Genomic DNA, 24,695 nt, shown 5'->3' with positions numbered 1-24,695 from the left:
CGGGCCTCCCGTCCGTCAGGTGGTCGGGTCAGGACGGCTGCCGCTGCTCCGCCTTCGGCGTGCCGACCTCGAGCACACCGTCGGTCATCGTGAGCCGCTGCGGCTTCATGAACCAGGCGACCACCGCCGCGGCGCCGAGGAGCACGCACGAGAGGGCGAACGGCAGCTGCCACCCGGAGGCGTCGATCAGCAGCCCGAAGACGATCGGCGACACCACGCCGGCGATGCCGAACCCGGTGTTCATGAACCCGGACGCGGTCCCGGACCACTGCGGCGCCACGTCCATCGGGATCGCCCAGAGGTTCGCGTTGCAGAGCTCGAGGAAGAAGAACGACAGCGCCAGTGAGATCGTGGCGACGAGGAGTCCCTGTCCGATGACGAGGGGGATCAGGCACACCAGTGACCCGCCGAGCCCGATGACGAGGATGGTCCGTCGCGCGTTGCGGGTGTTCCCGCCCCGGTGGATGATCCGGTCGCTCAGCATGCCGCCGACGGTGTCCCCGACGACGCCGGCGAGCAGGATCAGCGTGGTGAAGAGGGCGAAGTCGCCGATCTCCAGGCCGTACGTCGAGCTCAGGAACGTCGGCAGCCAGGTGAGGAACACCCAGAGCGTCCAGCCGTACCCGAAGTCGACGAAGGTGACCGGCAGGATCTGCTTCGCCATCTGGCCCCACGGCACCGGGGGACGCGTCGCGCGGGTCTCGACGGGCGGCAGCTCGTCGAGCTCGACCTGCTTGATGCCCTTCGCCGACTCCGGCTTGTCGCGGAAGAAGAACCACCACACCACGGCCCACGCGAAGGAGAGTGCGGCGGTGGCGAAGAACGCGAGTCGCCAGCCGCTGATGGCGATGAAGTATGCGACGACGAGGGGCGCGAGGGCGTTGCCGAGTCGCGCGGCCGAGTGCACGACGCCCTGGGCGAAGCCGTTCCGGTCGCGCGGGATCCAGCGGCTCATGGCCTGCGTGGCGGTCGGGAACGCCGCCGCCTCGCTGAGCCCGAGGAGCGCACGTGCGGCGAAGAGGGTCCAGAAACCGACGGCGAACCCGGTCCAGAGCGTCGCGACGCCCCAGATCACCGTGATGACGAACAGCGCCTTGCGCGGCCCGAACTTCTCGCTGATCGTGCCGCCGAACACCTGCAGCAGGGCGTAGGGGAGCGAGAAGGCGGAGACGATGAGACCGGCGGTGGCTTCGTTGAAGCCGAACTCCTCGGTGATGTGGGGGAGTGCGGTGGAGATGTTGGTGCGGTCGATGTACGAGATCGCGTACATGAAGCACAGCAGGAGGAGCACGCGCCCGCGGATGCGTCCGCGGAACGGTGTGCCCTTCGCCGGTGCGGCGGGAGTCGCCGTCGTCATGGGAGCCTCTTCGGGTCTTCTGGTCTTCGGGGCGTTGCGGGGAGATCGCTGCGCGTGCTGAACGAATGGGACGCTAGACCTGATTTCTATCAGCGTCCTTTGTGGTTCGTTGCGGGGACCGATGGACGGTCCGCACGCGGCCGGGGTACGCCGTGGGCGAGCGGGACCGCTCGGTGTCGGTGGTCGCGCCTAGTGTTGACGGCATGGGAGTAGCGATCGAACCCACCCGCGCGGTCCGTCCGTTCGAGGTCATCAGCGAGTACTCGCCGAGCGGTGACCAGCCGGCGGCCATCGCGGAACTCGCCGGTCGGATCAACGCCGGCGAGACTGACGTGGTGCTCCTCGGTGCGACCGGTACCGGCAAGTCGGCGACCACGGCCTGGCTCATCGAGCAGGTCCAACGGCCGACACTGGTGCTCGCGCACAACAAGACGCTCGCCGCGCAGCTGGCGACCGAGTTCCGCGGGCTGCTGCCGAACAACGCCGTCGAGTACTTCGTCTCGTACTACGACTACTACCAGCCGGAAGCGTACGTCCCACAGACGGACACCTTCATCGAGAAGGACTCCTCGGTCAACGCCGAGGTCGAGCGCCTCCGACACTCCACGACGAACTCGCTGCTCAGCCGGCGCGACGTCGTCGTCGTCTCGACGGTGTCCTGCATCTACGGCCTCGGGACGCCGGAGCAGTACATGAACGCCTCGGTCGCGCTGCACCGCGGGCAGACGATCTCCCGCGACCAGCTCGTCCGCCGGTTCGTCGCGATGCAGTACCAGCGCAACGACGTCGACTTCGCCCGCGGGACGTTCCGCGTCCGTGGGGACACCATCGAGATCATCCCGATGTACGAAGAGCACGCGATCCGCATCGAGATGTTCGGTGACGAGGTCGAAGCGCTCAGCTCCCTGCACCCGCTCACCGGCTCCGTGATCGAAGACCTCGACGCCGTGTCGATCTTCCCGGCGTCGCACTACGTCGCCGACACCGACGTCATGCACCGGGCGATCGGCACGATCAAGGAAGAACTCGCCGAGCGCCTCGCCGAGCTCGAAGGGCAGGGCAAGCTGCTCGAAGCGCAGCGCCTCCGGATGCGCACCACGTTCGACATCGAGATGATGGAGCAGATCGGCTTCTGTTCGGGCATCGAGAACTACTCGCGGCACGTCGACGCCCGCATGCCAGGTGAAGCGCCGCACTGCCTGCTCGACTACTTCCCGGACGACTTCCTCATCGTGATCGACGAGTCGCACGTCACGGTGCCGCAGATCGGCGCGATGTACGAAGGCGACGCCTCGCGCAAGCGCACCCTCGTCGACCACGGGTTCCGTCTGCCGAGCGCCCTCGACAACCGTCCGCTGACGTGGGAGGAGTTCCTCGAGCGCGCCGGCCAGAAGGTGTACCTGTCGGCAACGCCGGGGCGCTACGAGCTCGGCGTCACCGACAGCGTCGTCGAGCAGATCATCCGCCCGACGGGCCTCGTGGACCCCGAGATCGTCATCAAGCCCTCCGACGGGCAGATCGACGACCTGCTCGAGGAGATCCAGCAGCGCGTCGAGAAGAACGAGCGCGTGCTCGTGACGACCCTCACCAAGCGCATGGCCGAGGAACTCACGGACTTCCTCGGGAACGCCGGGGTCCGGGTCCGCTACCTGCACTCGGACGTCGACACGCTCAAGCGCGTCGAGCTCCTGACCGAGCTGCGACAGGGCGTCTACGACGTGCTCGTCGGCATCAACCTGTTGCGTGAGGGCCTCGACCTGCCGGAGGTCTCGCTCGTGGCGATCCTCGACGCCGACAAGGAAGGCTTCCTCCGCTCGTCGACCTCGCTCATCCAGACGATCGGTCGTGCCGCCCGAAACGTCTCCGGCCAGGTCCTGATGTACGCGGACAAGATGACCGACTCGATGAAGCAGGCCATCGAGGAGACCGACCGCCGTCGCGAGAAGCAGGTCGCGTACAACCTGGAACACGGCATCGACCCGCAGCCGCTCCGCAAGAAGATCGGCGACATCACCGAGCAGCTCGCACGCGAGAACGACGACACGCAGGAGCTCCTCGAACGCCGCGGTGGTGGCGCGAAGGACCGCGGTCGTGCACCCACACCGTCGCTCAAGCGCGGAGGCATCGCGGGAGAGGGCGCGACGCAGCTCGAGGCGACCATCGCCGACCTCAACGACCAGATGCTCCAGGCGGCCACCGAGCTGAAGTTCGAGCTCGCGGCACGTCTGCGCGACGAGGTCCAGGACCTCAAGAAGGCGCTGCGCCAGATGGAGTCGGCCGGGCATGTCCGCTGAGCAGCCGCGGAAGACCGTCGTCGTCACCGGCGCCAGCGCCGGGTTGGGGTACTTCGCGGCGGAGCAGCTCGCCGCGGCCGGGCACCGGGTGGTGCTCGCCACCCGGAGCCCCGAGCGTGCGACGGCGGCCGCCGACAGCATCCGTCGACACGTTCCCGGCGCGTCGCTCGAGCACCTGCACGTGGACCTCGCCGACCTCGACGTCGTGCGTGCGGCGGCGGCAGCCCTCGGGGAACTCGGCCCGATCGACGCCGTGGTCAACAACGCCGGCGTCGTGGGATCGCGGACGGAGCGGTTCACCGCGCAGGGGATCGAGCTGCAGGTTGGGACGAACCACCTCGGGCACTTCGCGTTCACCGCGCTCGTGCTCCCACTGCTCGAGGAGACCGCGGGACGCGTCGTCCACCTCGGGTCGATCGCGCACCGCTGGGCATCGCTCGACCCGTCGGATCCGTTCCGGGTCGGGCACTACTCCGGCTACCGGCAGTACGCCCGCAGCAAGCTCGCCGTGATGCTCTTCGGCTTCGAACTCGCCGAGCGACTCGCGGACGCCGGCTCCCCGGTGTCGAGCGTGGTCGCGCACCCCGGCCTCTCGTTGGACTCGCTCGCGCCGTCGCGTCCCGCGATCCAGCCCGCGCGGACCGAGCCGGCGTGGACCCGACCGGGGCAGCGGCTGTTCGCCCAGGGCAAGGACGCCGGAGCCCACCCCCTCGTCCACGCCGCGGTCGGCGACGACGTCCGGTCCGGCGAGTACTGGGGGCCCGGCGGGTTCATGCAGCTCCGCGGTCCGGCGGCGGTCGTCCCGGCCGAGCCACGTGCGCACGACCGTGGCGAAGCGGCACGGCTCTGGCGGGCGAGCGAGCGCGCTTCCGGGGTCGCGTTCGCTCTCGACGCACTCGTCTGATGCCGTTCCCGGACCGAATGTCGGAGCGCCTTCGTAGAATCGACGGTGATGACCATCACCTCTGACCGCGGTACCGCGACCTCCGGCCGGAGCGCCTTCGGCGACTCCGCCAACACCGACCTCGAGCCCGCAGACCAGCACCTCCCGGGTGGGGCTGCACCGCACGACACCTCGACGCTCAGCGTCCGTGGCGCGCGCGTGCACAACCTGCGCGACGTCGACCTCGAGATCCCGCGCGACTCCCTCGTCGTGTTCACCGGCCTGTCCGGCTCGGGGAAGTCCTCGTTGGCGTTCGACACGATCTTCGCCGAGGGACAGCGTCGCTACGTCGAGTCGCTCTCGGCGTACGCGCGCCAGTTCCTCGGGCAGGTCGACCGCCCCGACGTCGACTTCATCGAGGGGCTCTCGCCCGCGGTCTCGATCGACCAGAAGTCGACGAACCGCAACCCGCGGTCGACGGTCGGCACCATCACCGAGGTCTACGACTACATGCGCCTGCTCTGGGCGCGCATCGGGATCCCGCACTGCCCGACGTGCGGCGAGGTCATCAGCAAGCAGACGGTCCAGCAGATCGCGGACCAGCTCATGACCCAGGAGACCGGCACCCGGTTCCAGGTCCTGGCCCCGATCGTCTCCAAGAAGAAGGGCGAGTTCGTCGACCTCTTCCAGGAGCTCGCGGCGTCCGGCTACTCGCGCGCGATCGTCGACGGCGAGCGGATCCAGCTGAGCAGCCCGCCCACGCTCAAGAAGCAGGTCAAGCACGACATCTCGGTGATCGTCGACCGGCTCGTGGCGAGCGACGACATCCTCGGCCGCCTCACCGACTCCCTCGAGACGGCACTGCGCCTGACGAACGGCACGGTCGCGATCGACCTCGTCGACCACGAAGGGCCCGGCGCGGTCCGGACCTACTCCGAGAACCTCTCCTGCCCGAACAACCACCCGCTGGCACTCACCGAGATCGAGCCACGGACGTTCTCGTTCAACGCCCCGTTCGGCGCGTGCCCGGAGTGCTCCGGCCTCGGGACGCGCATGTCGGTGGACCCCGACCTCGTGCTCGGTGACCCGGAAGCCTCGCTGGCCGACGGTGTCCTGCTGCCCTGGACCGGTACGAGCGGCCTGTACTCGTACTTCGAGAAGCTCCTGGCCGGCCTCGGCAAGGAGCTCGGCTTCCGGCTCGACACCCCCTGGAACCAGCTCGACGCGTCGGTGCAGGCAGCGATCCTCACCGGCAAGGACTTCGAGGTATCGGTGTCCTGGCGCAACCGCTTCGGCCGCGAGATGCGCTACACCAGCGGCTTCGAAGGCGTGATGCCGTACATCGAGCGCAAGTTCGCCGAGGCGGAGTCCGACTCCCAGCGCCAGCGCTTCCAGGGCTACCTGCGGGAGGTCCCGTGCCCCGTGTGCGACGGCACCCGTCTCAAGCCAGAGGTCCTCGCCGTCACCGTGGCGGACCGCAGCATCGCGGACGTGACCGAGCTCAGCCTCGACAACGCGTACGCGTTCATGGAGACCCTGACACTCACCGAGCGTGAGGCCCACATCGCCGCGGCCGTGCTGCGCGAGATCCGGGCACGACTCGAATTCCTGCTCGAGGTCGGCCTCAACTACCTGACGCTGTCCCGCGGCGCCGGTTCGCTGTCCGGCGGAGAGGCACAGCGCATCCGGCTCGCGACCCAGATCGGGTCGGGGCTGACCGGCGTGCTCTACGTCCTCGACGAGCCGAGCATCGGCCTGCACCAGCGCGACAACCGCCGGCTGATCGACACCCTCGTGAAGCTGAAGAACCTCGGCAACACCCTCATCGTCGTCGAGCACGACGAGGACACGATCCGCACGGCGGACTGGGTCGTCGACATCGGTCCGGGCGCCGGGGTGAACGGCGGCAACGTCGTGCACTCGGGCTCGTACGAGGGCATCATCGAGAACCGCGAGTCGATCACGGGCGACTACCTCGCCGGGCGTCGCATGATCGAGATGCCGTCGGAACGCCGGAAGATCAACAAGAAGCGCGTGATCAGCGTGCAGGGCGCCCGTGCCAACAACCTCAAGGAAGTCGACGTCGACTTCCCGCTCGGGGTGTTCACCGCGGTGACCGGCGTCAGTGGTTCCGGCAAGTCCACGCTGGTGAACGACATCCTCTACAAGGTGCTCGCGAACCAGCTCAACGGCGCACGGCACATCGCCGGCAAGCACACCCGCGTCAAGGGCCTCGACCAGCTCGACAAGGTCGTGCACGTCGACCAGGCACCGATCGGCCGCACCCCGCGGTCGAACCCGGCGACCTACACCGGCGTGTTCGACCGGATCCGGCAGCTCTTCGCGGAGACCCCGGAAGCCAAGGCCCGCGGCTACCAGCCCGGTCGCTTCAGCTTCAACGTCAAGGGTGGTCGCTGCGAGAACTGCTCCGGTGACGGCACGATCAAGATCGAGATGAACTTCCTCCCGGACGTCTACGTCGCGTGCGAGGTCTGTGGCGGTGCGCGGTACAACCGCGAGACGCTGCAGGTGCACTACAAGGGCAAGGACATCTCCGAGGTCCTCGACATGCCGATCAGCGAAGCGGCCGAGTTCTTCGAGCCGATCTCCGCGATCCACCGCTACATGGCGACCCTCGTCGACGTCGGTCTCGGGTACGTGCGGCTCGGCCAGAGCGCGACGACCCTCTCCGGCGGCGAAGCGCAGCGCGTGAAGCTCGCGACGGAACTCCAGCGCCGGTCCAACGGTCGCACCGTGTACGTGCTCGACGAGCCGACGACTGGCCTGCACTTCGAGGACGTCCGGAAGCTGCTGCTCGTGCTGCAGGGCCTCGTCGACAAGGGCAACACGGTCATCACGATCGAGCACAACCTCGACGTCATCAAGTCGGCGGACTGGCTTATCGACATGGGGCCGGAAGGTGGTTCCGGTGGTGGCACCGTCCTGGCGACGGGGACGCCGGAGTTCGTCGCGGACGTACCCGAGAGCCACACCGGTGTCTTCCTGCGCGAGATCTTCGACGCGCAGGACGCCCGCGTCGGCAAGGAGCGCTCCGTCGGCGCCCGCACGGTCTCCGAGACCGGCACGCTGAAGCGCGGCACGAAGGCGGGTGCTCGGTAGGTGGCGGACACCGTCCCGTGGCGCCCGAAGGCGGGGGAGATCCCGACCGACCCGGGCGTCTACCGCTGGCGTGACGGCGACGGCCGGGTGCTCTACGTCGGCAAGGCGAAGAACCTCCGCGCACGGCTGAGCAACTACTTCGCGCCGCTGCCGACGCTGCACGAGCGGACCCGGCGGATGGTCCTCACGGCGAAGAGCGTCGAGTGGACGACCGTCGGGTCCGAGATCGAGGCGCTCCAGCTCGAGTACACGTGGATCAAGGAGTTCGATCCGCCGTTCAACGTCAAGTTCCGGGACGACAAGTCGTACCCGTACATGGCGATCACGATGGCGGACGAAGCCCCGCGGGTGATGGTGACGCGGAACCGGAAGATCAGGGGCGCGAAGTACTTCGGGCCCTACCCGAAGATCTGGGCCGTGCACGACACGATCGACCTGATGATCAAGGTGTTCCCGATCCGCACCTGCTCGGACTCGTCGTACAAGCGCGCGATGCAGACCGGCAAGCCGTGCTTCCCCGGGCAGATCGGCAAGTGCGGCGGGCCGTGCTCGCAGCGGGTCACGATCGCGGAGCACCGTGCCCTGGTCGAGGAGTTCGTCCGGTTCATGGCGAGCTACGACCGCCGGGTGATCACCGAGCTCCGGCAGCGCATGGGCGCCTCCGCCGACGCGATGCAGTACGAGCAGGCCGCGAAGTACCGCGACCAGGTCGAGGCGCTCGAGGCCGTGCTCGAGAAGTCCGCCGTCGTGCTCCGCGACTCGGTGGACCTCGACCTGTTCGGCATCGCCGAGGACGAACTCGCCGCCGCCGTGCAGTTGTTCTCGGTCCGCGGCGGTCGCATCCGCGGTGTCCGCGGCTGGGTCGTCGACAAGGAACTCGACATCTCGACCGGCGACCTCGTCGAACAGATCGTGCAGGGCAACTACGCGACGAACGACGAGCCGCCGCGCGAAGTCGTCGTGCCCGCACTGCCCGAGGACGCCGACGCGCTGCAGCAGTGGCTCAGCGACCGTCGTGGCGGCCGGGGGACCAAGCTCAGCACCGCGCAGCGCGGCGACCGGGCCGGCCTCGCACGGACCGCGTCGCAGAACGCCCAGCAGGCGCTGATGCTCTACAAGACCAAGCGCTCGGCCGACTACACCACGCGTGCCGCAGCCCTGGCCGACATCCAGGACGCGCTCGGGATGACCGAGGCGCCGCTGCGGATGGAGTGCTACGACATCTCGCACCTGCAGGGCACGAACGTCGTGGCGTCGATGGTCGTGTTCGAGGACGGTCTGCCCCGCAAGGACCAGTACCGGCGCTACTCGATCGCCGAGACCCGCGACGACACCGACAGCATGCACCAGGTGCTGACCCGTCGGCTCGCGCGGCTCGACGAGGACGCCGAGCTGCCCGAGCAGCCGGACCAGAACGCCGACGGCGTGGTCGCGGTGGAGAAGCCCACGAAGCGGTTCGCGTACCGCCCGCAGCTCCTCATCGTCGACGGCGGCCAGCCCCAGGTCCAGGCGGCGAAGCGGGCGATGGACGAAGCAGGTGTCACCGACATCGCACTCGTCGGGATCGCCAAGCGGCTGGAGGAACTCTGGCTGCCCGACGACGACTTCCCGGTGATCCTGCCGCGCAACTCCGAGGCGCTCTTCCTCATCCAGCGCATCCGTGACGAGGCGCACCGGTTCGCGATCACCCACCAGCGGGGACGCCGCAAGCGCGACGTCCGCACGCAGCTCTCGGAGATCCCGGGGCTCGGGCCGAGCCGGGTGAGTGCGCTGTTGAAGCACTTCGGTTCGGTGGCGCGGCTGCGGTCCGCCACGGCGGACGAGATCGCCGAGGTCAACGGGGTGGGTCCGGCGACCGCGGCTGCGGTGGTCCGGAAGCTGACGACGGTGCCGACGAGCACGCCGACCGGCGAGTCGCCGACGAGCGCGCCCCAGCCGGCGGAGCCGGATGGGCAGGACACGGACGACGCGACCCGCTCTGGAGGCCCGGTGCAGGTCCCAAAGACGACCGCCGACGGTCCGCACCTGCCTGTATGACGCGTGACGAGCCTCCAGGCCGGCCTGCGGACCGCGCGTGGCGGGGGATAGCCTTGTCCGCGAGCCCAACCGACCCGAGACCACCCGTCCGGGCCGTCCCGGAGAGCCCTGGCGACGCGCCCGGGCAGCGACGACGGAGCACATCTCTCAGATGACCGACACCGAACCGAAGCCCCAGCACGACGTCCTCATCGTCACCGGGATGTCCGGTGCGGGCAGGTCGACGGTCGGCAAGGCCCTCGAGGACCTCGACTGGTACGTCGTCGACAACCTGCCGACCCAGATGCTCGGTCCGCTGACCGACCTCGCCGACCGGGCGGGGGAGAAGATCCCGAAGCTCGCCGCGGTGGTCGACGTCCGTGGCGGGCGGCACTTCACCGATCCCGAAGCCGCCGTCGAACAGTTGCGCGCGAGCACCTCCGCACGGGTGCGCGTGCTGTTCCTCGAGGCGACCGACCAGGTCCTGGTGCGCCGGTTCGAGCAGGTCCGTCGACCGCACCCGCTGCAGGGCGAGGACACGCTGCTGGACGGCATCGCCCGCGAGCGTCAGCGGCTCCTCGGACTCCGAGAGGCGTCCGACGTGATCATCGACACCTCCGACCTCAACATCCACCAGCTCGCGAACACCGTCATCGAGAAGTTCGCCGAGGACCGCTTCACGGGTGTTCAGGTGACGCTGATGAGCTTCGGGTTCAAGTACGGGCTGCCGGCGGACGCGGACATGGTCGCCGACGTGCGGTTCCTCCCGAACCCGTACTGGGTGCCGGAACTCCGGCCCCACACGGGCCTCGACAAGCCCGTCTCGGACTACGTCCTGGCCCAGTCCGGCGCCCGTCCGTTCGTGGACCGGTACGCCGCCGTGCTGGAGCCCGTCCTGGACGGCTACCAGCGCGAGAACAAAAGACACGCTACGATCGCCATCGGCTGTACCGGCGGGAAGCACCGCTCGGTCGCCATCGTCGCCGAGTTGGCGAGTCTCCTCCGCGGGATGCCCAACGTCGCCGTGCGTGTGAAGAACCGAGATCTCGGCCGGGAGTGACCGTCCCACCGGCCGCTCCACACGGCTGCGCCACCGGGACCGACGAGCCCCACCACCAGAAACGTTAGGAATGATGCTGTGCCGTTGACTGCCGAGGTCAAGGACGAACTGGCCAGGGTCGTCGTGGGCCGCAACACGGTCCGTGCCGCCGAGCTCGCGACCGTGCTGCGCTTCGCGGGCGGGCTGCACGTGATCTCCGGCCGCATCGCCGTCGAGGTCGAGCTCGACACCCGGATCATCGTGCACCGTGTCCGCAAGGACCTCGCCGAGCTCTACGGCGTCCGCAGCGAGGCCTCGGTGGGCTCGTCGGCGTCCGCTCGACGTGGCACCCGCTACCTGGTCCGCGTGCTCGAGGCCGGGGAGACCCTCGCACGCCAGACCGGGCTGATGGACGCCCGCCGTCGTCCGGTCCGTGGGCTGCCGAACCGGCTGACCACCGGGAACCGCGAGGACCTCGCCGCGATCTGGCGCGGTGCGTTCCTCGCCGCCGGCACCCTGACCGACCCGGGTCGCGCCGCAGCGCTCGAGGTGACCTGCCCCGGCAACGAGGCGGCGATGGCCCTGGTGGGAGCCGCGTCGCGTCTCGGGATCGCCGCGAAGGGCCGTGAGGTCCGCGGGGTGCACCGCGTCGTCATCCGCGACGGCGAGGCCATCGGGCAGATGCTCACCGTGATGGGTGCAGCGCGCACCACCGCAGAGTGGGAGGAGATGCGCCAACGCCGGGAGGTCCGCGCGACCGCCAACCGCCTGGTGAACTTCGACGACGCGAACCTCCGCCGCTCCGCCCAGGCCGCCGTCGCCGCGTGCGCACGGGTCGAGCGCGCGCTCGAGATCCTCGGCGACGAGGTTCCGGACCACCTGCAGTACGCCGGGTCCCTGCGACTCGCACACCGGGACGCGTCGCTCGACGAACTCGGCCAGCACGCCGACCCGCCCATGACGAAGGACGCCATCGCCGGCCGCATCCGCCGCCTCCTCGCGATGGCCGACAAGCGCGCCGCGGAACTCGACATCCCGGGCACCGAGGCCAGCGTCCCCGAGGAGCTCGAGGGCGCCTGAGGCCTCCTCGTCCGACCCGTCCCGACGTGGCGCTTCCTGGACGTCACACGGGCGGGCGCTGATGCTCTGACTGCTAGGGTCGTTACGGCGACGTTACGGGGCGTATCGTCACCACACGCGGGCCCGACGAGGGCTCGCGACTCCGAAAGCAGCGCCCCCTGGGCGCTCCACACCCAACAGGAGATCCATTGACCGTCAAGATCGGCATCAACGGCTTCGGCCGCATCGGCCGTAACTTCTTCCGGGCCGCCCTCGCCAAGGGCAGCGACCTCGAGATCGTGGCGGTGAACGACCTCACCGACAACGCCGCGCTGGCGAACCTGCTGAAGTTCGACTCCATCACGGGCCGTCTCGGCGTCTCCGTCGAGCTCGACGGCGACAACATCGTCGTCGACGGCAAGCCGATCAAGGTCCTCGCGGAGCGCGACCCCGCCAACCTCCCCTGGGGCGAGCTGGGTGTCGACATCGTCATCGAGTCGACCGGGTTCTTCACCAAGGCCGCCGACGCGCAGAAGCACATCGACGCAGGCGCCAAGAAGGTCATCATCTCCGCCCCGGCCACGGGTGACGACGTCACCATCGTGCTCGGCGTGAACGAGGACCAGTACGACCCGGCGAACCACAACATCATCTCGAACGCGTCGTGCACCACGAACAGCCTCGCGCCGCTCGCCAAGGTGTTCAACGACAAGTTCGGCATCGAGCGCGGTCTCATGACCACGGTCCACGCCTACACCGCCGACCAGAACCTCCAGGACGGCCCGCACAAGGACCCGCGTCGCGCCCGCGCCGCTGCCCTTAACATCGTGCCGACCTCGACCGGTGCCGCCAAGGCCATCGGGCAGGTCATGCCGGAGCTCGCCGGCAAGCTCGACGGCTACGCCCTCCGCGTGCCGGTCCCGACCGGGTCGATCACCGACCTGACGCTCGAGACCAAGGCCGAGGTCACCGTCGACGAGATCAACGCCGCCTACAAGGAGGCCGCAGAGGGCGCCCTCAAGGGCATCCTGCTCTACAGCGAGGACCCGCTGGTGTCGACCGACATCACCACGGACCCGCACTCGTCGATCTACGACTCCGGCCTGACCAAGGTCATCGGCGGTCTCGTGAAGATCACGTCGTGGTACGACAACGAGTGGGGCTACTCGAACCGCCTCGTCGACCTGACCGAGTTCGTGGGCGAGCGTCTCTGAGCATGACCCTCCGCACCCTCGAGGACCTCGGCGACCTCGCCGGCAAACGTGTCGTCGTCCGCTGTGACCTGAACGTCCCGCTCAAGGACGGCGTGATCACGGACGACGGCCGCGTGCGGGCGTCGCTCGCGACGCTCAACACGCTCATCAACGCCGGCGCTCGCGTCATCGTCATCTCCCACCTCGGCCGTCCCGACGGGTCGCCGGCGCCGGAGTACTCGCTGGCCCCGGTGGCCCAGCGCCTCTCCGAGCTGTTCGGGAAAGAGGTGACGTTCGTCGGCGAGACCGTCGGCGACGACGCCACCGCGGCCGCCGAGGCCCTCGGGGACGGCGACGTCCTGCTGCTCGAGAACCTCCGCTTCAACCCGGAGGAGACCTCGAAGGACGCCGCCGTGCGCGGTGGCTTCGCGGACCGCATCGCCGCCCTGGCCGACGCCTTCGTGTCGGACGGCTTCGGCGTCGTGCACCGCAAGCAGGCCTCCGTGTACGAGCTCGCCTCTGCGCTGCCCTCGGCGGCCGGCGAGCTCATCGAGACCGAACTCCGCGTGCTCGAGCGCCTGACCACGAACCCGGAGCGCCCGTACACGGTGGTGCTCGGTGGCTCGAAGGTCAGCGACAAGCTCGGCGTGATCGACCACCTGCTCCCGCAGGTGGACACGCTGTGCATCGGTGGCGGCATGCTGTTCACCTTCCTCGCGGCGCAGGGGCACGGCGTCGCCAAGTCCCTGCTCGAGCAGGACCAGCTCGACGTCGTGCGCTCGTACCTGGCGAAGGCCGACGAGCTGGGCGTGACGATCGACCTGCCGACCGACGTCGTCGTGGCGTCCGGCTTCGCGGCCGACGCCGACCACGAGACGGTCGCCGCCGACGCCATCGAGTCCTCCTCGTTCGGCGCCGACGGCATCGGCCTGGACATCGGCCCGGAGACGGCGGCGCGGTTCGCGTCGGCGGTGTCCGGTTCGAAGACCGTGTTCTGGAACGGCCCGATGGGCGTGTTCGAGTTCCCGGCGTTCGCCGCCGGCACGAAGACCGTCGCGCAGGCCCTCACCGAGGTCGACGGCCTCGGGGTCGTCGGTGGTGGCGACTCCGCGGCTGCCGTCAGGTCCCTCGGGTTCTCGGACGACCAGTTCGGGCACATCTCGACCGGTGGCGGCGCGAGCCTCGAGTTCCTCGAGGGCAAGTCGCTCCCCGGTCTCGAAGCCCTGGGGTGGACCCGATGACCCGCACGCCGTTCATCGCCGGCAACGCTGGGAAGGACGCAGCATGAACCGCACCCCCTTCATCGCCGGCAACTGGAAGATGAACCTGGATCACCTCCAGGCCATCGCCACCGTGCAGAAGCTCGCGTGGACCCTGAAGGACGCCCGCCACGACTTCGACGACGTCGAGGTCGCGGTGTTCCCGCCCTTCACCGACCTCCGCAGCGTGCAGACGCTCATCTCGGCGGACAAGCTCCCGATCCGCTTCGGTGCGCAGGACCTCTCCCAGCACGACTCCGGCGCTTACACGGGCGACGTCTCGGGCGCGTTCCTCGCTGCCCTCGACGCGGCCTACGTGATCGTCGGGCACTCCGAGCGTCGCACCGTCCACGGTGAGACCGACGAGGTCGTCGCCGCGAAGACCGCCGCCGCCGTCAAGCACGGACTCGTGCCGGTCGTCTGCGTCGGCGAGACCGGCGAGCAGCGCGAGAGCCGCGGAGCCGGTGTCGTACCGGTCGAGCAGCTCCAGGTCGTGCTCGACGCGGTCAAGCCGGCCGAGATCGTCGTCGCGTACGAGCCGGTCTGGGCGATCGGCTCCGGCCAGGCGGCCACGGCGGAGCAGGCACAGGACGAATGCGCAGCACTCCGTCGCGGGATCGCTGCGGCGTGGGGCGACGAAGCTGCTGCCGAGACCCGCGTGCTGTACGGCGGCTCCGTGAAGTCGGGCAACATCGCGGGCTTCCTGCGCGAGCCCGACGTCGACGGTGCGCTCGTCGGCGGGGCGTCGCTCGACGTCCAGGAGTTCGCGGCCATCGCGCGCTTCCGCCAGCACGTCGGGCTCTGACACACCGTTCCGTCCGGTGTACCGGCCGAGCCCAGCTCGGCCGGTATACTCGTACGGCTGACTGACACGAAAGGTACGTCGTGGCGATTCTCTCCGTCGTGCTGCAGGTGCTCCTCGCTATCACGAGTCTCCTGCTCACGCTCCTCATCCTCCTGCACAAGGGCCGCGGTGGCGGTCTCTCCGACATGTTCGGCGGTGGTGTGACGAGCAACCTCGGGGCGTCCGGCGTGGCCGAGCGCAACCTCAACCGGATCACGGTGATCCTCGGTCTCCTCTGGATCGTGTCGATCATCGTGCTCGGGCTCATCAACAAGTTCACGGCGGGGAGCTGATCCATGGCAACCGGAGGCAGTGCAATCCGGGGTTCGCGCGTCGGCGCGGGCCCGATGGGGGAGCAGGACCGCGGGGTCCAGGCAGAGCGTGTGGCGATCTCGTACTGGGACGCCCTCGGCAACGAGGTCGTGCGGTACTTCTCCGCGACCCTGCCGGACGAGGAGATCCCCGAGACGGTCGACTCGCCGTCCACCGGGCTCCCGGCCGGTCGTGACAAGGAGAACCCGCCGCAGGTCACGAAGACCGAGCCGTACAAGACGCACCTCGCGTACGTGAAGGAACGCCGCACCGAAGAGGAAGCCGAGCAGCTCCTCGAGGACGCGCTCCAGCAGCTCCGGCAGCGTCGCGGTACCGCGAAGTAGCACCAGACGTCACGAAGGCCCCCGCACCGATCGGTGCGGGGGCCTTCGTCGTGCGGGGTGCGTGGGGCGCGGACGCCCAGGCGTGGTGAGATCGCGTTCGGTGTCGGTACCGGTGCCGCGACTGCGACACGAAGTGCGATCTCACCACGGGTGGCCTGCGCAACCACACGGAAGACGGGAGGCACGGTGCCAGCTGGCACCGTGCCTCCCGTCTTCGAAGTGCGCGCGTCAGTACGTCGACGCGATGAGGTTCTCCGGGACGTCACGCGCGGCGTCCTGGTCCACGAAGAACACCGTGCGCTTGCGACCCTGCACGCCACCGACGGGGACCTCGTCCACCGAGGCGCCGGCCAGCGCGAGCCCGAGCACGGACGCCTTCTCGGCACCGGAGAGGATCACCCAGACCCGCTGCGACGCGTTGATCGCCGGGTAGGTCAGGGTCAGCCGCTGCGGCGGCGGCTTGGGGGAGTCGTCGACCGACAGCACGACGCGGTCGGTGACGGCGAGCTGCGGGAACTCCGGGAACAGCGACGCCGTGTGCCCGTCCGGTCCGACGCCGAGGAGCGTGATGTCGAACTTCGGCGCGACGGCCGAGTCCGGCGCAGCAGCCTGGAGCTCGCGCTCGTACTGCGTCGCTGCCTCGTCGATGGTCAGGCCGGCGTCCGACGCCGCCATCGGGTGGATGTTCTCCGCCGGGATCGCGACGTGGTCGAAGAAGTCCGTCTGCGTGCCGGTGATGTTGCGGTCCGCGTCACCCTCCGGCACCCAGCGCTCGTCGACCCACCACACGTGCACCTTCGACCAGTCGACGCTCTCGCGCGCCTGCGACTGACCGATGGCCGCGAGGACCAGGGACGACACCGAGCCACCGCTGATCGCGATGTCGGCACGCTCCTGCTCGTCGAGCACGTCGATGATCTTCGTGATGAACCGTGCGGCGACGGAGGCGCCGAGGGCCTGCTTGTCCGGGTGCACCAGCACCCGCCGTTCGTTGGTCACGTGACTCCCGTGTTCGTGGTGCGGCCACCCGATGTGACCGCCGTCGGTCCGGCCGGCCGGTCCCCGTCGTGACGACGGCGGCAGACCGACCGGACCGCTGTGGAGCTGATCAGCCCGCGACGGAATCGCGGAGCTGGGCCACCCCGTGCTTGACGACGTCCCCGAACAGGACGTCTGGGTCGAGTCTACGGAGTTCCTCGGCCAGGCAGTCGCGCAGGTTGCGGCGTGGCAGCGACAGATCGTGCGTCGGCTGACCGGGCATCGACAGGGTCGCGACGTCGACGAGGGAACGCTCGAGCTCGATCGTGCCGCTCTCACGCACCAGGGAGACGCCGTGGATGCCGCTCGACCCGGTCGCGCGCGGCGACGTGACGACGGACACCGGCACCTGGAGCTGCAGTCGCAGCCACGCGGCGAGGAGGATCGTCGACGGGCTGTCGCTCGCTCCCGAGACCTCGACGCCGGTGATCGGCTCGTACGGCGGCTGGTCGAGCGCCGCGGCGAGCTGGTTCCGCCACAGGGTGAGCCGGGTCCACGCGAAGTCGGTGTCACCCGGCACGTAGGACGCTCCGAGCGCTGCGATCGCGATGCTCGGGTCCTTCTGCGCTGCGGCGTCGGTGATCCGGCGCTGCGCGATGCGCCCGAGCGAGGACTCGGACGGCTTCGACGGTGCGATCCCGGGCCACCAGGCGACGACGGGCGCGTCCGGCAGCAGGAGGCCCGTGACCAGGCTCTCCTCGTCGGTGGCCGTCTCGCCGTAGGCGCGGAGCACGATGACCTCGCTCGCGCCGGCGTCGCTCCCCACGCGGATCTGCGCGTCGAGGCGACCGGGCGAGTGGATGTCGCCGTCGTTCTTCGACACGATGATCACGCGCATCGGGTGCTCGCGAGAAGCCTCGTTCGCGGCCGCGATCGCCTCTTCCTCGTGGCCGAGGGCCGTCGAGATGATGAGCGTCAGGACACGACCGAGTGCGACGGCGCCGCCCTCTTCGCGGATGTGGACCAGGGTCTTCTGGATCTTCGAGACCGTGGTGTTCGGCAGATCGATCTTCATGGACGCCTCCAGGTCCGTCCGTCGCGGGCGAGGAGGTCGTCGGCCGAAGCCGGACCCCACGTGCCGGGACGGTACTGCTCGGGCTGGCCTTGCGTGGCCCAGAACTCCTCGATCGGGTCGAGGATCTTCCAGGACAGCTCGACCTCCTGGTGCCGCGGGAAGAGCGGCGGGTCACCGAGGAGCACGTCGAGGATGAGTCGCTCGTACGCCTCTGGTGATGCTTCGGTGAACGCGTGGCCGTAGCCGAAGTCCATCGTCACGTCGCGCACCTGGGTGCCGACGCCGGGGACCTTCGAGCCGAAGCGCAGCGTCACGCCCTCGTCCGGCTGGACGCGGATGACGAGTGCGTTCTGGCCGAGCGGGGACTGCGGGATGCCGAACACGTCCTCGGGGACGCGCTTGAACACGATCGCGATCTCCGTGACGCGGCGGCCGAGGCGCTTGCCCGCGCGCAGGTAGAACGGGACGCCCTGCCAGCGGCGCGTGGCGATGTTCAGCTTGATCGCCGCGAACGTCTCCGTGCCGGACTCCGGGTTCATCCCCGCTTCCTCGAGGAAGCCGAGGACCTTCTCGCCGCCCTGCCAGCCGCCGGCGTACTGCCCGCGGGCGGTCGCGGTCGACAGGTCGTCCGGGAGCTCCACCGCGGAGAGCACCTTCTCCTTCTCGGCACGGAGGTGACCGGCCTTGAACGAGACGGGCTCCTCCATCGCGGTGAGCGCGAGGAGCTGGAGCAGGTGGTTCTGGATGACGTCGCGCGCCGCACCGATGCCGTCGTAGTACGCGGCACGTCCGGCGACGCCGATGTCCTCGGCCATCGTGATCTGCACGTGGTCGACGTAGTTCGAGTTCCAGATGGGTTCGTACATCTGGTTCGCGAACCGCAGCGTCAGGAGGTTCTGGACCGTCTCCTTGCCGAGGTAGTGGTCGATGCGGAACACGTCGTCGGGAGCGAAGACGCTCTCCACGATTGCGTTCAGCTCGCGAGCGGTGCGGAGGTCGGAGCCGAACGGCTTCTCCACCACGACACGGCTCCAGGAACCGTCCCGCTTCTCGGTCAGGCCGGACAGCTTGAGCTGCTCGGTGACGACCGGGAACATCTTCGGCGGGATCGAGAGGTAGAACGCGTGGTTGCCGAGCGTTCCGCGTTCGGCGTCGAGTGCGTCGACCGTCTCCTTGAGCTGGACGAACGCGTCGGGGTCGTCGAAGGACCCCTGGACGAAGCGGATGCCCTGTTCGAGCTGCCGCCAGACGTCCTCGTCGAAGGGAGTACGCGAGTGCTCCTTGACCGCGTCGTGGACGAGCTGGGAGAAGTCTTGGTCCTCCCAGTCACGTCGAGCGAACCCGACCAGCGCGAATCCAGGGGGCAGGAGCCCCCGGTTCGCGAGGTCGTACACCGCGGGCATCAGCTTCTTGCGGGACAGGTCGCCCGTCACGCCGAAGATGATGAGGGTACTGGGACCCGCGATGCGGTTCAGTCGACGATCCGTGGGCAGCCGGAGCGGGTTGTGCTCCGGGGTGATCGCCACCGGTGACATGTGTCGGTGAACTCCTTTTGGTGTCAGGAACGTACTGCGGCCGTGAGCGCCTGTGCGAGCGCGGGGACGTCCCGCGTCGACAGGGTCAGGACCGGGCGCCCGTGCTGCGCGAGGACGCTGGCGTCCCCCGCTGCCTGCGCCCGGATGAGCTGGCCGAAGGTGAAGGGGCGGCCGGGGACGTCGAGGTCTGCCTGGTCGTCGGAGACGATCTGCAGGAACACGCCGTTCGCGGGGCCACCCTTGTGGTACTGCCCGGTCGAGTGCAGGAACCGGGGGCCGTACCCGAAGGTGACGGGGCGGCCGGTGCGCGCCGCGAGCAGGTCGCGGAGCGGCTCGAGGGACTGGCTCGTCGTGCGGTCGACGTACGCCTGGACGGCGACGTAGCCGTGGTCGCCGAGACCGGACAGGAGGCTCGTCACGGCCTGGGCGGTGGTGGTGCCCGGTTCGAAGCCGGTCGCCGTCACCGCCGTGCCCGCTTCCTCGAAGGCGGGTTCCGGTCGCGGGGAGCCGTCGCCGGCTCCGCCGTCGAGCAGGGCTCGCGCGGCGACCTTGGCGGCCTCGACGTCCGGTTGGTCGAAGGGGTTGATCCCCATGAGGCGACCGGCAACCGCGACCGCGTACTCCCAGACCAGGATCTGGCCGCCGAGCGTGCCGTCGATCTCGGCCTCGTTCGGGGCGACGTGGCGTTCGGCCCCGCGCGACCCGACGATCCGGATGATCTGCATGTCCGCAGGGACGTCGGTGACCTCGGGGGAGTCCGGGGTGAGGACGACGGGCAGGAGTCCGAGCCCGTCCTTGCCGGTGGACTCGGCGAGGAGCTGTTCGACCCAGTCGCCGAACCCGACGATGTGGGTGCCGTCCGGGACGATGCCGATCTTCGACACCTTCGGGTCGACGCTCATGAGCACCGCGCCGAGCACGAGCCCGGGGTTCTCGTCGGTGTCGACGGCGAGGAGCGCCGAGATGGCGTCGGCCTCGTCGAGGAGCTCCTGGATGTCCGCTCCGGCCAGACCGGACGGCACGAGGCCGAACGCCGTGAGCGCGGAGAACCGGCCGCCGACGTTCGGGTCGGCGGTGAACACCCGGTAGCCGGCGTCACGTGCGGACGCCTCGAGCGGGGAGCCCGGGTCGGTGACGACGACGATGCGCCGCGCCGGGTCGATGCCGGCATCGCGGAACGCCTGCTCGTACACGCGGCGCTGGGCGTCGGTCTCGATCGTGGAACCGGACTTCGACGAGACGACGAGCACGGTGCGCTCGAGGTCGTGTTCCACCGCGGCCCGGACCTGTGCCGGGTTCGTCGAGTCGAGGATCGTCAGCGGGACGCCGTACGTCCGCGTGATGACCTCCGGCGCGAGCGATGAGCCACCCATGCCGGCGAGCACGACGTGGTCGACCCCCTCGGCACGGAGCGAGTCGCGCAAGGCGGAGATCTCCGCCACGAGGGGGGTGGAGACCGAGACGGCCTCCACCCATCCGAGGCGCTTGGACGCCTCGGCCTCGGCTGCCGGACCCCAGAGCTCGGGGTCCTGCACGGTGATCCCCGACGCGACCAGGTCGGCGACGAGCTGCGGGACCATCAGGTCGATGGCCCGCGCTGCGTCGCCGGTGGCTGCGATGGAGACCGTCACTTACTTGCTGGCGTTCTCGAGAGCGGTCTTGACGGTCTCGACGAGCTCACCCCAGGAGACGATGAACTTGTCGACGCCCTCCTTCTCGAGGAGCGCGACGACGTCGTCGTAGTCGATGCCGACTGCGGCGAGCTGGTCCATGACACCGTTGGCGGCGTCGTAGGAGCCGGAGATCGCGTCGCCGTGGACCTGGCCGTGGTCGAACGTGGCCTCGAGGGTCTTGCCCGGCATGGTGTTGACGGTGTGCGGGGCCGCGAGCTCGGTCACGTAGAGCGTGTCGGACAGCGACGGGTCCTTGACACCGGTCGAGGCCCACAGCGGACGCTGCGTGTTGGCACCGGCCTCGAGGAGGCCCTTCGCGCGCTCGGAGTCGAACGCCTGCTCCCAGACCTGGTAGGCGAGCTGCGCGTTGGCGACGCCGGCCTTGGACTTGAGGGCCTTCGCCTCGTCCGAGCCGATCGCGTCGAGGCGCTTGTCGATCTCCGTGTCGACGCGCGACACGAAGAAGGAGGCGACCGAGTGGATCTTCGAGAGGTCGTGGCCGGCGGCCTTCGCCTTCTCGAGGCCACCGAGGTAGGCGTCGATGACGGCGCGGTAGCGCTCGAGCGAGAAGATCAGGGTGACGTTGACGGAGATGCCGGCACCGATGACCTCGGTGATCGCCTCGAGGCCCTCGAGCGTCGCGGGGATCTTGATGAGGACGTTCTCGCGACCGACCTTCTCGTACAGGAACTTGGCCTGCTCGATGGTCTTCGCGGTGTCGTGGGCGAGACCCGGCTCGACCTCGATCGAGACGCGGCCGTCGAAGCCCTTGGTGTCGTCGTAGATCGCCTTGAAGCGGTCCGACGCGTTGGCGACGTCCTGCGTGGTGATCTCGAAGATCGCGTCGGTGACCTCGGTACCGGCGGCGGCGAGCTCCTTGACCTGGGCGTCGTAGCGCTCGCCCTTGGCGAGTGCCGACGCGAAGATCGTCGGGTTGGTGGTCACGCCGACGACGTTGCGGTCCGCGATGAGGCCGTCGAGACGCCCGGTCTCGAGGAGCTCGCGGGAGAGGTCGTCGAGCCAGATGCTCACGCCGACGGCGGAGAGCTCGGCGGTGGGGGTGGTGTCAGCCATGTGTTTCTCTTCTTCTTTCGTCGACCGGCCCGCGTCGCGGAGGTGATGCGGGCCCTGGTGTCGTGGTGTGGGGGCGGGAGGCGACTGGCGGGGCCGAGCCGGGCCTCCCGGAAGAAGGGCCGGATCCGGCGAACCGGACCCGGCCCATCAGGGTCAGGAAGCCGCGATGGATTCCTTCGCGGCGGCCACGACGTGCTCCGTCGTGAAGCCGAACTCCTTGAAGAGCGTCTGGTAGTCGGCCGACGCACCGAAGTGCTCGATCGAGACGCTGCGGCCCTTGTCGCCGACGATGTCGCGCCAGCTCATCGCGATCCCGGCCTCGACCGAGACACGCGCGGTGACGTCCTTCGGCAGGACCTGGTCCTGGTAGTTCTCGCTCTGGGCGCGGAACCACTCGAGCGACGGCGCGCTCACGACGCGGGCGTTGATGCCCTCGGCCTTGAGCTGCTCACGGGCCTCGACCGCGATCTGCACCTCGGAACCGGTCGCGATGAGGATGACGTCGGGGGTGCCGTTCGGCGCCTCGGCCAGGACGTACGCGCCCTTCCCGACGTTCTTCGCGGATGCGAAGACCTCGCCGGACGCGTCGCCGTCGCCACGCTCGAAGACGGGGAGGTTCTGACGGCTCAGCGCGATGCCGGCCGGGCGGTCCTGGTGCTTCAGCATCTCGAGCCACGCGTACGCGACCTCGTTGGCGTCGGCCGGACGGACGACGTCGAGACCCGGGATCGCGCGGAGCGCGGAGAGCTGCTCGATCGGCTGGTGCGTCGGGCCGTCCTCGCCGAGGGCGACCGAGTCGTGCGTCCAGACGTAGATCGCCGGCGCCTGCATGAGCGCGGCGAGACGGACGGCCGGGCGCATGTAGTCGCTGAAGATGAGGAACGTGCCGCCGAAGGGGCGGGTGTTCCCGTGCAGGACGATGCCGGAGAGGATCGAGCCCATCGCGTGCTCGCGGATACCGAAGTGCAGCACGCGGCCGTACGGGTCGGTGCTCCACGCCTTGGTGGCCGCGTCGAGCGGGCCGAAGGACTTGGCGCCCTCGATCGTGGTGAGGTTCGACTCCGCGAGGTCCGCGGAACCGCCCCAGAACTCGGGCATCAGCGGCGCGATGGCGTTGATGACCTTGCCGGACGCGGCGCGGGTGGAGACGGCCTTGTCGGTCGGGAACTCCGGCAGCGCTGCCTCGAGGCCCTCGGGGAGGGTCTTCGACATGACGCGGTCGAACAGTTCCTTCTGCTCCGGGTGGGACTCGGCCCACGCGTCGAAGGTCTTCTGCCACTCGGCGTGCTGCGCCTGACCCTTGGCGATCGCGCCACGGGTGTACTCGAGAACCTCGGGGTCGACGTGGAAGGTCTGCTCGGGGTCGAAGCCGAGGACCTCCTTGAGGCCCTTGATCTCCTCGGCACCGAGCGCGGAACCGTGGATCTTGCCGGAGTTCTGCTTGGTCGGCGACGGCCAGCCGATGATCGTCTTGAGGACGATGAGCGACGGCTTGTTCGTCTCGGCCTTGGCCGCTTCGATCGCGGCGTACAGGGACTCGACGTCCTCGGTGTACTCGCCGGTCTTCTTCCAGTCGACGGTCTGGACGTGCCAGCCGAGGGCCTCGTAGCGGTCCGGGACGCTCTCCGAGAAGGAGATGTCGGTGTCGTCCTCGATCGAGATCTGGTTCGAGTCGTAGAAGACGACCAGGCGACCGAGCTGCTGGCGGCCGGCGAGGCTCGCTGCCTCGTTGGTGACGCCTTCCTGCATGTCGCCGTCACCGGCGATCACGTAGGTGAAGTGGTCGAAGGGCGACTGGCCCTCGCCGGCTTCTGCGTCGAAGAGCCCGCGCTCGTAGCGCTGCGCGTAGCCGAAGCCCACGGCGGACGCGAGGCCCTGGCCGAGCGGGCCGGTGGTGATCTCGACACCGTCGGTGTGGCCGTACTCCGGGTGGCCCGGGGTCTTGGAGCCCCACTTGCGGAGGTGCTGGAGGTCCTCGAGCTCGAGGCCGTAGCCGTGCAGGTAGAACTGCACGTACTGGAGGATCGATGCGTGTCCAGCGGAGAGGATGAACCGGTCACGGCCGATCCACGTGGAGTCGCTCGGGTCGCGGTGCATCACCTTCTGGAAGAGGAGGTGTGCGAGCGGCGCGAGGCTCATCGCGGTGCCGGGGTGACCGTTGCCGGCGGCCTCGACCGCATCGGCGGCGAGAACGCGGGCCGTGTCGACGGCCTTCCGGTCGATGGCGTCCCAGGTGAATTCAGCCACTTGGATGTTGACCCTTCTGTAGCGACATGTGCGAGGGCTCGTGCCATCGCACGGACATGGTTCCCATCCCGGGGCTCCGTCGTGTCGCCGTCACCGGCGGCCGACCGGCGCATTTTCGCGGCCGGCTTCGTCGGGGCACACTGCGGGAGGGCGTCTCCAGCATAGTGACCCGCCACTCAGAAGGGGTTCAGGTGACCCCCGATGTTCATGGACGCGGTCCTCGCGCGTTGCCGCTCCGGGCGTGTCGCCCGCTGTTCCGCGGTTCTGCGGCGGTCTCGGGACGCATCTCGTCGACTTCTCCACCGGATGGGGAGCGGGGCATCGTCGCGGCGCTTCCATCACGTAAACTGTCGATGACCCGTGAACATTCCGGGTCAGCGCATGCCCGGACGC

18 protein-coding genes are annotated in these 24,695 nt (G+C 69.3%); 11 read left to right on the top strand and 7 right to left on the bottom strand.

Annotated features, from left to right (window positions below; genetic code table 11):
* Positions 1-28: 28 nt before the first annotated feature.
* Positions 29-1,357, bottom strand: a complete 1,329-nt coding sequence (locus ACO0E1_RS09675; protein ID WP_422873991.1) for an MFS transporter — start codon at positions 1,355-1,357, stop codon at positions 29-31.
* Between the two features lie 215 nt (positions 1,358-1,572).
* Here ACO0E1_RS09675 and uvrB point away from each other — a divergent pair, with 215 nt between their 5' ends.
* From uvrB to ACO0E1_RS09620, 11 genes are all read left to right on the top strand, one after another.
* Complete coding sequence (gene uvrB, locus ACO0E1_RS09670; protein WP_422874087.1) at positions 1,573-3,651, top strand: excinuclease ABC subunit UvrB; 2,079 nt, start codon at positions 1,573-1,575, stop codon at positions 3,649-3,651.
* Entirely contained in the window at positions 3,641-4,555 is a 915-nt protein-coding gene (locus tag ACO0E1_RS09665; RefSeq protein WP_422873990.1) for an SDR family NAD(P)-dependent oxidoreductase, read from the top strand. The genes uvrB and ACO0E1_RS09665 overlap by 11 nt, the downstream gene beginning before the upstream one ends.
* Positions 4,556-4,603: 48 nt before the next feature.
* On the top strand, positions 4,604-7,654 hold the full coding sequence (uvrA, locus tag ACO0E1_RS09660; protein ID WP_422873989.1) for an excinuclease ABC subunit UvrA: 3,051 nt from the start codon (positions 4,604-4,606) through the stop codon (positions 7,652-7,654).
* Complete coding sequence (uvrC, locus tag ACO0E1_RS09655; protein ID WP_422873988.1) at positions 7,655-9,691, top strand: excinuclease ABC subunit UvrC; 2,037 nt, start codon at positions 7,655-7,657, stop codon at positions 9,689-9,691.
* A gap of 151 nt (positions 9,692-9,842) precedes the next feature.
* Complete coding sequence (gene rapZ / locus ACO0E1_RS09650; protein WP_422873987.1) at positions 9,843-10,730, top strand: RNase adapter RapZ; 888 nt, start codon at positions 9,843-9,845, stop codon at positions 10,728-10,730.
* A 78-nt stretch (positions 10,731-10,808) separates the two neighbouring features.
* Positions 10,809-11,789 carry a DNA-binding protein WhiA gene (gene whiA / locus ACO0E1_RS09645; RefSeq protein WP_281264655.1) on the top strand — a complete coding sequence of 327 codons (981 nt, stop codon included), beginning with the start codon at positions 10,809-10,811 and terminating at the stop codon, positions 11,787-11,789.
* A 188-nt stretch (positions 11,790-11,977) separates the two neighbouring features.
* A complete protein-coding gene (gene gap, locus ACO0E1_RS09640) occupies positions 11,978-12,982 on the top strand; it encodes a type I glyceraldehyde-3-phosphate dehydrogenase (RefSeq protein WP_422873986.1) in 1,005 nt (334 codons plus the stop codon).
* 2 nt (positions 12,983-12,984) lie between these two features.
* Positions 12,985-14,202, top strand: a complete 1,218-nt coding sequence (locus ACO0E1_RS09635; protein ID WP_422873985.1) for a phosphoglycerate kinase — start codon at positions 12,985-12,987, stop codon at positions 14,200-14,202.
* Between the two features lie 43 nt (positions 14,203-14,245).
* A complete protein-coding gene (tpiA, locus tag ACO0E1_RS09630; RefSeq protein ID WP_422873984.1) occupies positions 14,246-15,025 on the top strand; it encodes a triose-phosphate isomerase in 780 nt (259 codons plus the stop codon).
* 80 nt (positions 15,026-15,105) lie between these two features.
* Positions 15,106-15,357 (top strand): preprotein translocase subunit SecG, encoded by a 252-nt coding sequence (gene secG, locus ACO0E1_RS09625; protein WP_056124375.1) that lies wholly within the window; start codon positions 15,106-15,108, stop codon positions 15,355-15,357.
* 3 nt (positions 15,358-15,360) lie between these two features.
* Positions 15,361-15,720, top strand: coding sequence for an RNA polymerase-binding protein RbpA (locus tag ACO0E1_RS09620; RefSeq protein WP_281264651.1), 360 nt, complete (start codon positions 15,361-15,363; stop codon positions 15,718-15,720).
* Between the two features lie 228 nt (positions 15,721-15,948).
* Here ACO0E1_RS09620 and pgl read toward each other — a convergent pair whose 3' ends face one another.
* The 6 genes from pgl to tkt form a co-directional block, all read right to left on the bottom strand.
* A complete protein-coding gene (gene pgl, locus ACO0E1_RS09615; RefSeq protein ID WP_422873983.1) occupies positions 15,949-16,719 on the bottom strand; it encodes a 6-phosphogluconolactonase in 771 nt (256 codons plus the stop codon).
* 109 nt (positions 16,720-16,828) lie between these two features.
* Positions 16,829-17,773, bottom strand: coding sequence for a glucose-6-phosphate dehydrogenase assembly protein OpcA (locus ACO0E1_RS09610; protein ID WP_281264649.1), 945 nt, complete (start codon positions 17,771-17,773; stop codon positions 16,829-16,831).
* The gene (gene zwf, locus ACO0E1_RS09605; RefSeq protein ID WP_281264648.1) at positions 17,770-19,308 is read right to left on the bottom strand and encodes a glucose-6-phosphate dehydrogenase; all 1,539 of its coding nucleotides are present in this window, start codon (positions 19,306-19,308) and stop codon (positions 17,770-17,772) included. Before zwf ends, ACO0E1_RS09610 begins: the two co-directional genes overlap by 4 nt.
* 23 nt (positions 19,309-19,331) lie before the next feature.
* Complete coding sequence (locus ACO0E1_RS09600; protein WP_422873982.1) at positions 19,332-20,939, bottom strand: glucose-6-phosphate isomerase; 1,608 nt, start codon at positions 20,937-20,939, stop codon at positions 19,332-19,334.
* Positions 20,940-22,055 carry a transaldolase gene (gene tal, locus ACO0E1_RS09595; RefSeq protein WP_422873981.1) on the bottom strand — a complete coding sequence of 372 codons (1,116 nt, stop codon included), beginning with the start codon at positions 22,053-22,055 and terminating at the stop codon, positions 20,940-20,942.
* 153 nt (positions 22,056-22,208) lie between these two features.
* Positions 22,209-24,302, bottom strand: a complete 2,094-nt coding sequence (gene tkt, locus ACO0E1_RS09590) for a transketolase (protein ID WP_422873980.1) — start codon at positions 24,300-24,302, stop codon at positions 22,209-22,211.
* Positions 24,303-24,695: the final 393 nt, after the last annotated feature.

The sequence above is a fragment of the Curtobacterium guangdongense genome, assembly GCF_049341845.1.
GTDB lineage: Bacteria > Actinomycetota > Actinomycetes > Actinomycetales > Microbacteriaceae > Curtobacterium > Curtobacterium guangdongense.
This window is presented reverse-complemented; position numbering and strand designations above follow the sequence as displayed.

Coding starts and splice junctions, on each gene's coding strand:
- ACO0E1_RS09620 (WP_281264651.1), top strand. CDS start 15,361: ATGGCAACCGGAGGCAGTGCAATCCGGGGTTCGCGCGTCGGCGCGGGC.
- uvrA (WP_422873989.1), top strand. CDS start 4,604: ATGACCATCACCTCTGACCGCGGTACCGCGACCTCCGGCCGGAGCGCC.
- ACO0E1_RS09635 (WP_422873985.1), top strand. CDS start 12,985: ATGACCCTCCGCACCCTCGAGGACCTCGGCGACCTCGCCGGCAAACGT.
- rapZ (WP_422873987.1), top strand. CDS start 9,843: ATGACCGACACCGAACCGAAGCCCCAGCACGACGTCCTCATCGTCACC.
- tal (WP_422873981.1), bottom strand. CDS start 22,055: ATGGCTGACACCACCCCCACCGCCGAGCTCTCCGCCGTCGGCGTGAGC.
- tpiA (WP_422873984.1), top strand. CDS start 14,246: ATGAACCGCACCCCCTTCATCGCCGGCAACTGGAAGATGAACCTGGAT.
- ACO0E1_RS09665 (WP_422873990.1), top strand. CDS start 3,641: ATGTCCGCTGAGCAGCCGCGGAAGACCGTCGTCGTCACCGGCGCCAGC.
- zwf (WP_281264648.1), bottom strand. CDS start 19,308: ATGTCACCGGTGGCGATCACCCCGGAGCACAACCCGCTCCGGCTGCCC.
- ACO0E1_RS09675 (WP_422873991.1), bottom strand. CDS start 1,357: ATGACGACGGCGACTCCCGCCGCACCGGCGAAGGGCACACCGTTCCGC.
- ACO0E1_RS09610 (WP_281264649.1), bottom strand. CDS start 17,773: ATGAAGATCGATCTGCCGAACACCACGGTCTCGAAGATCCAGAAGACC.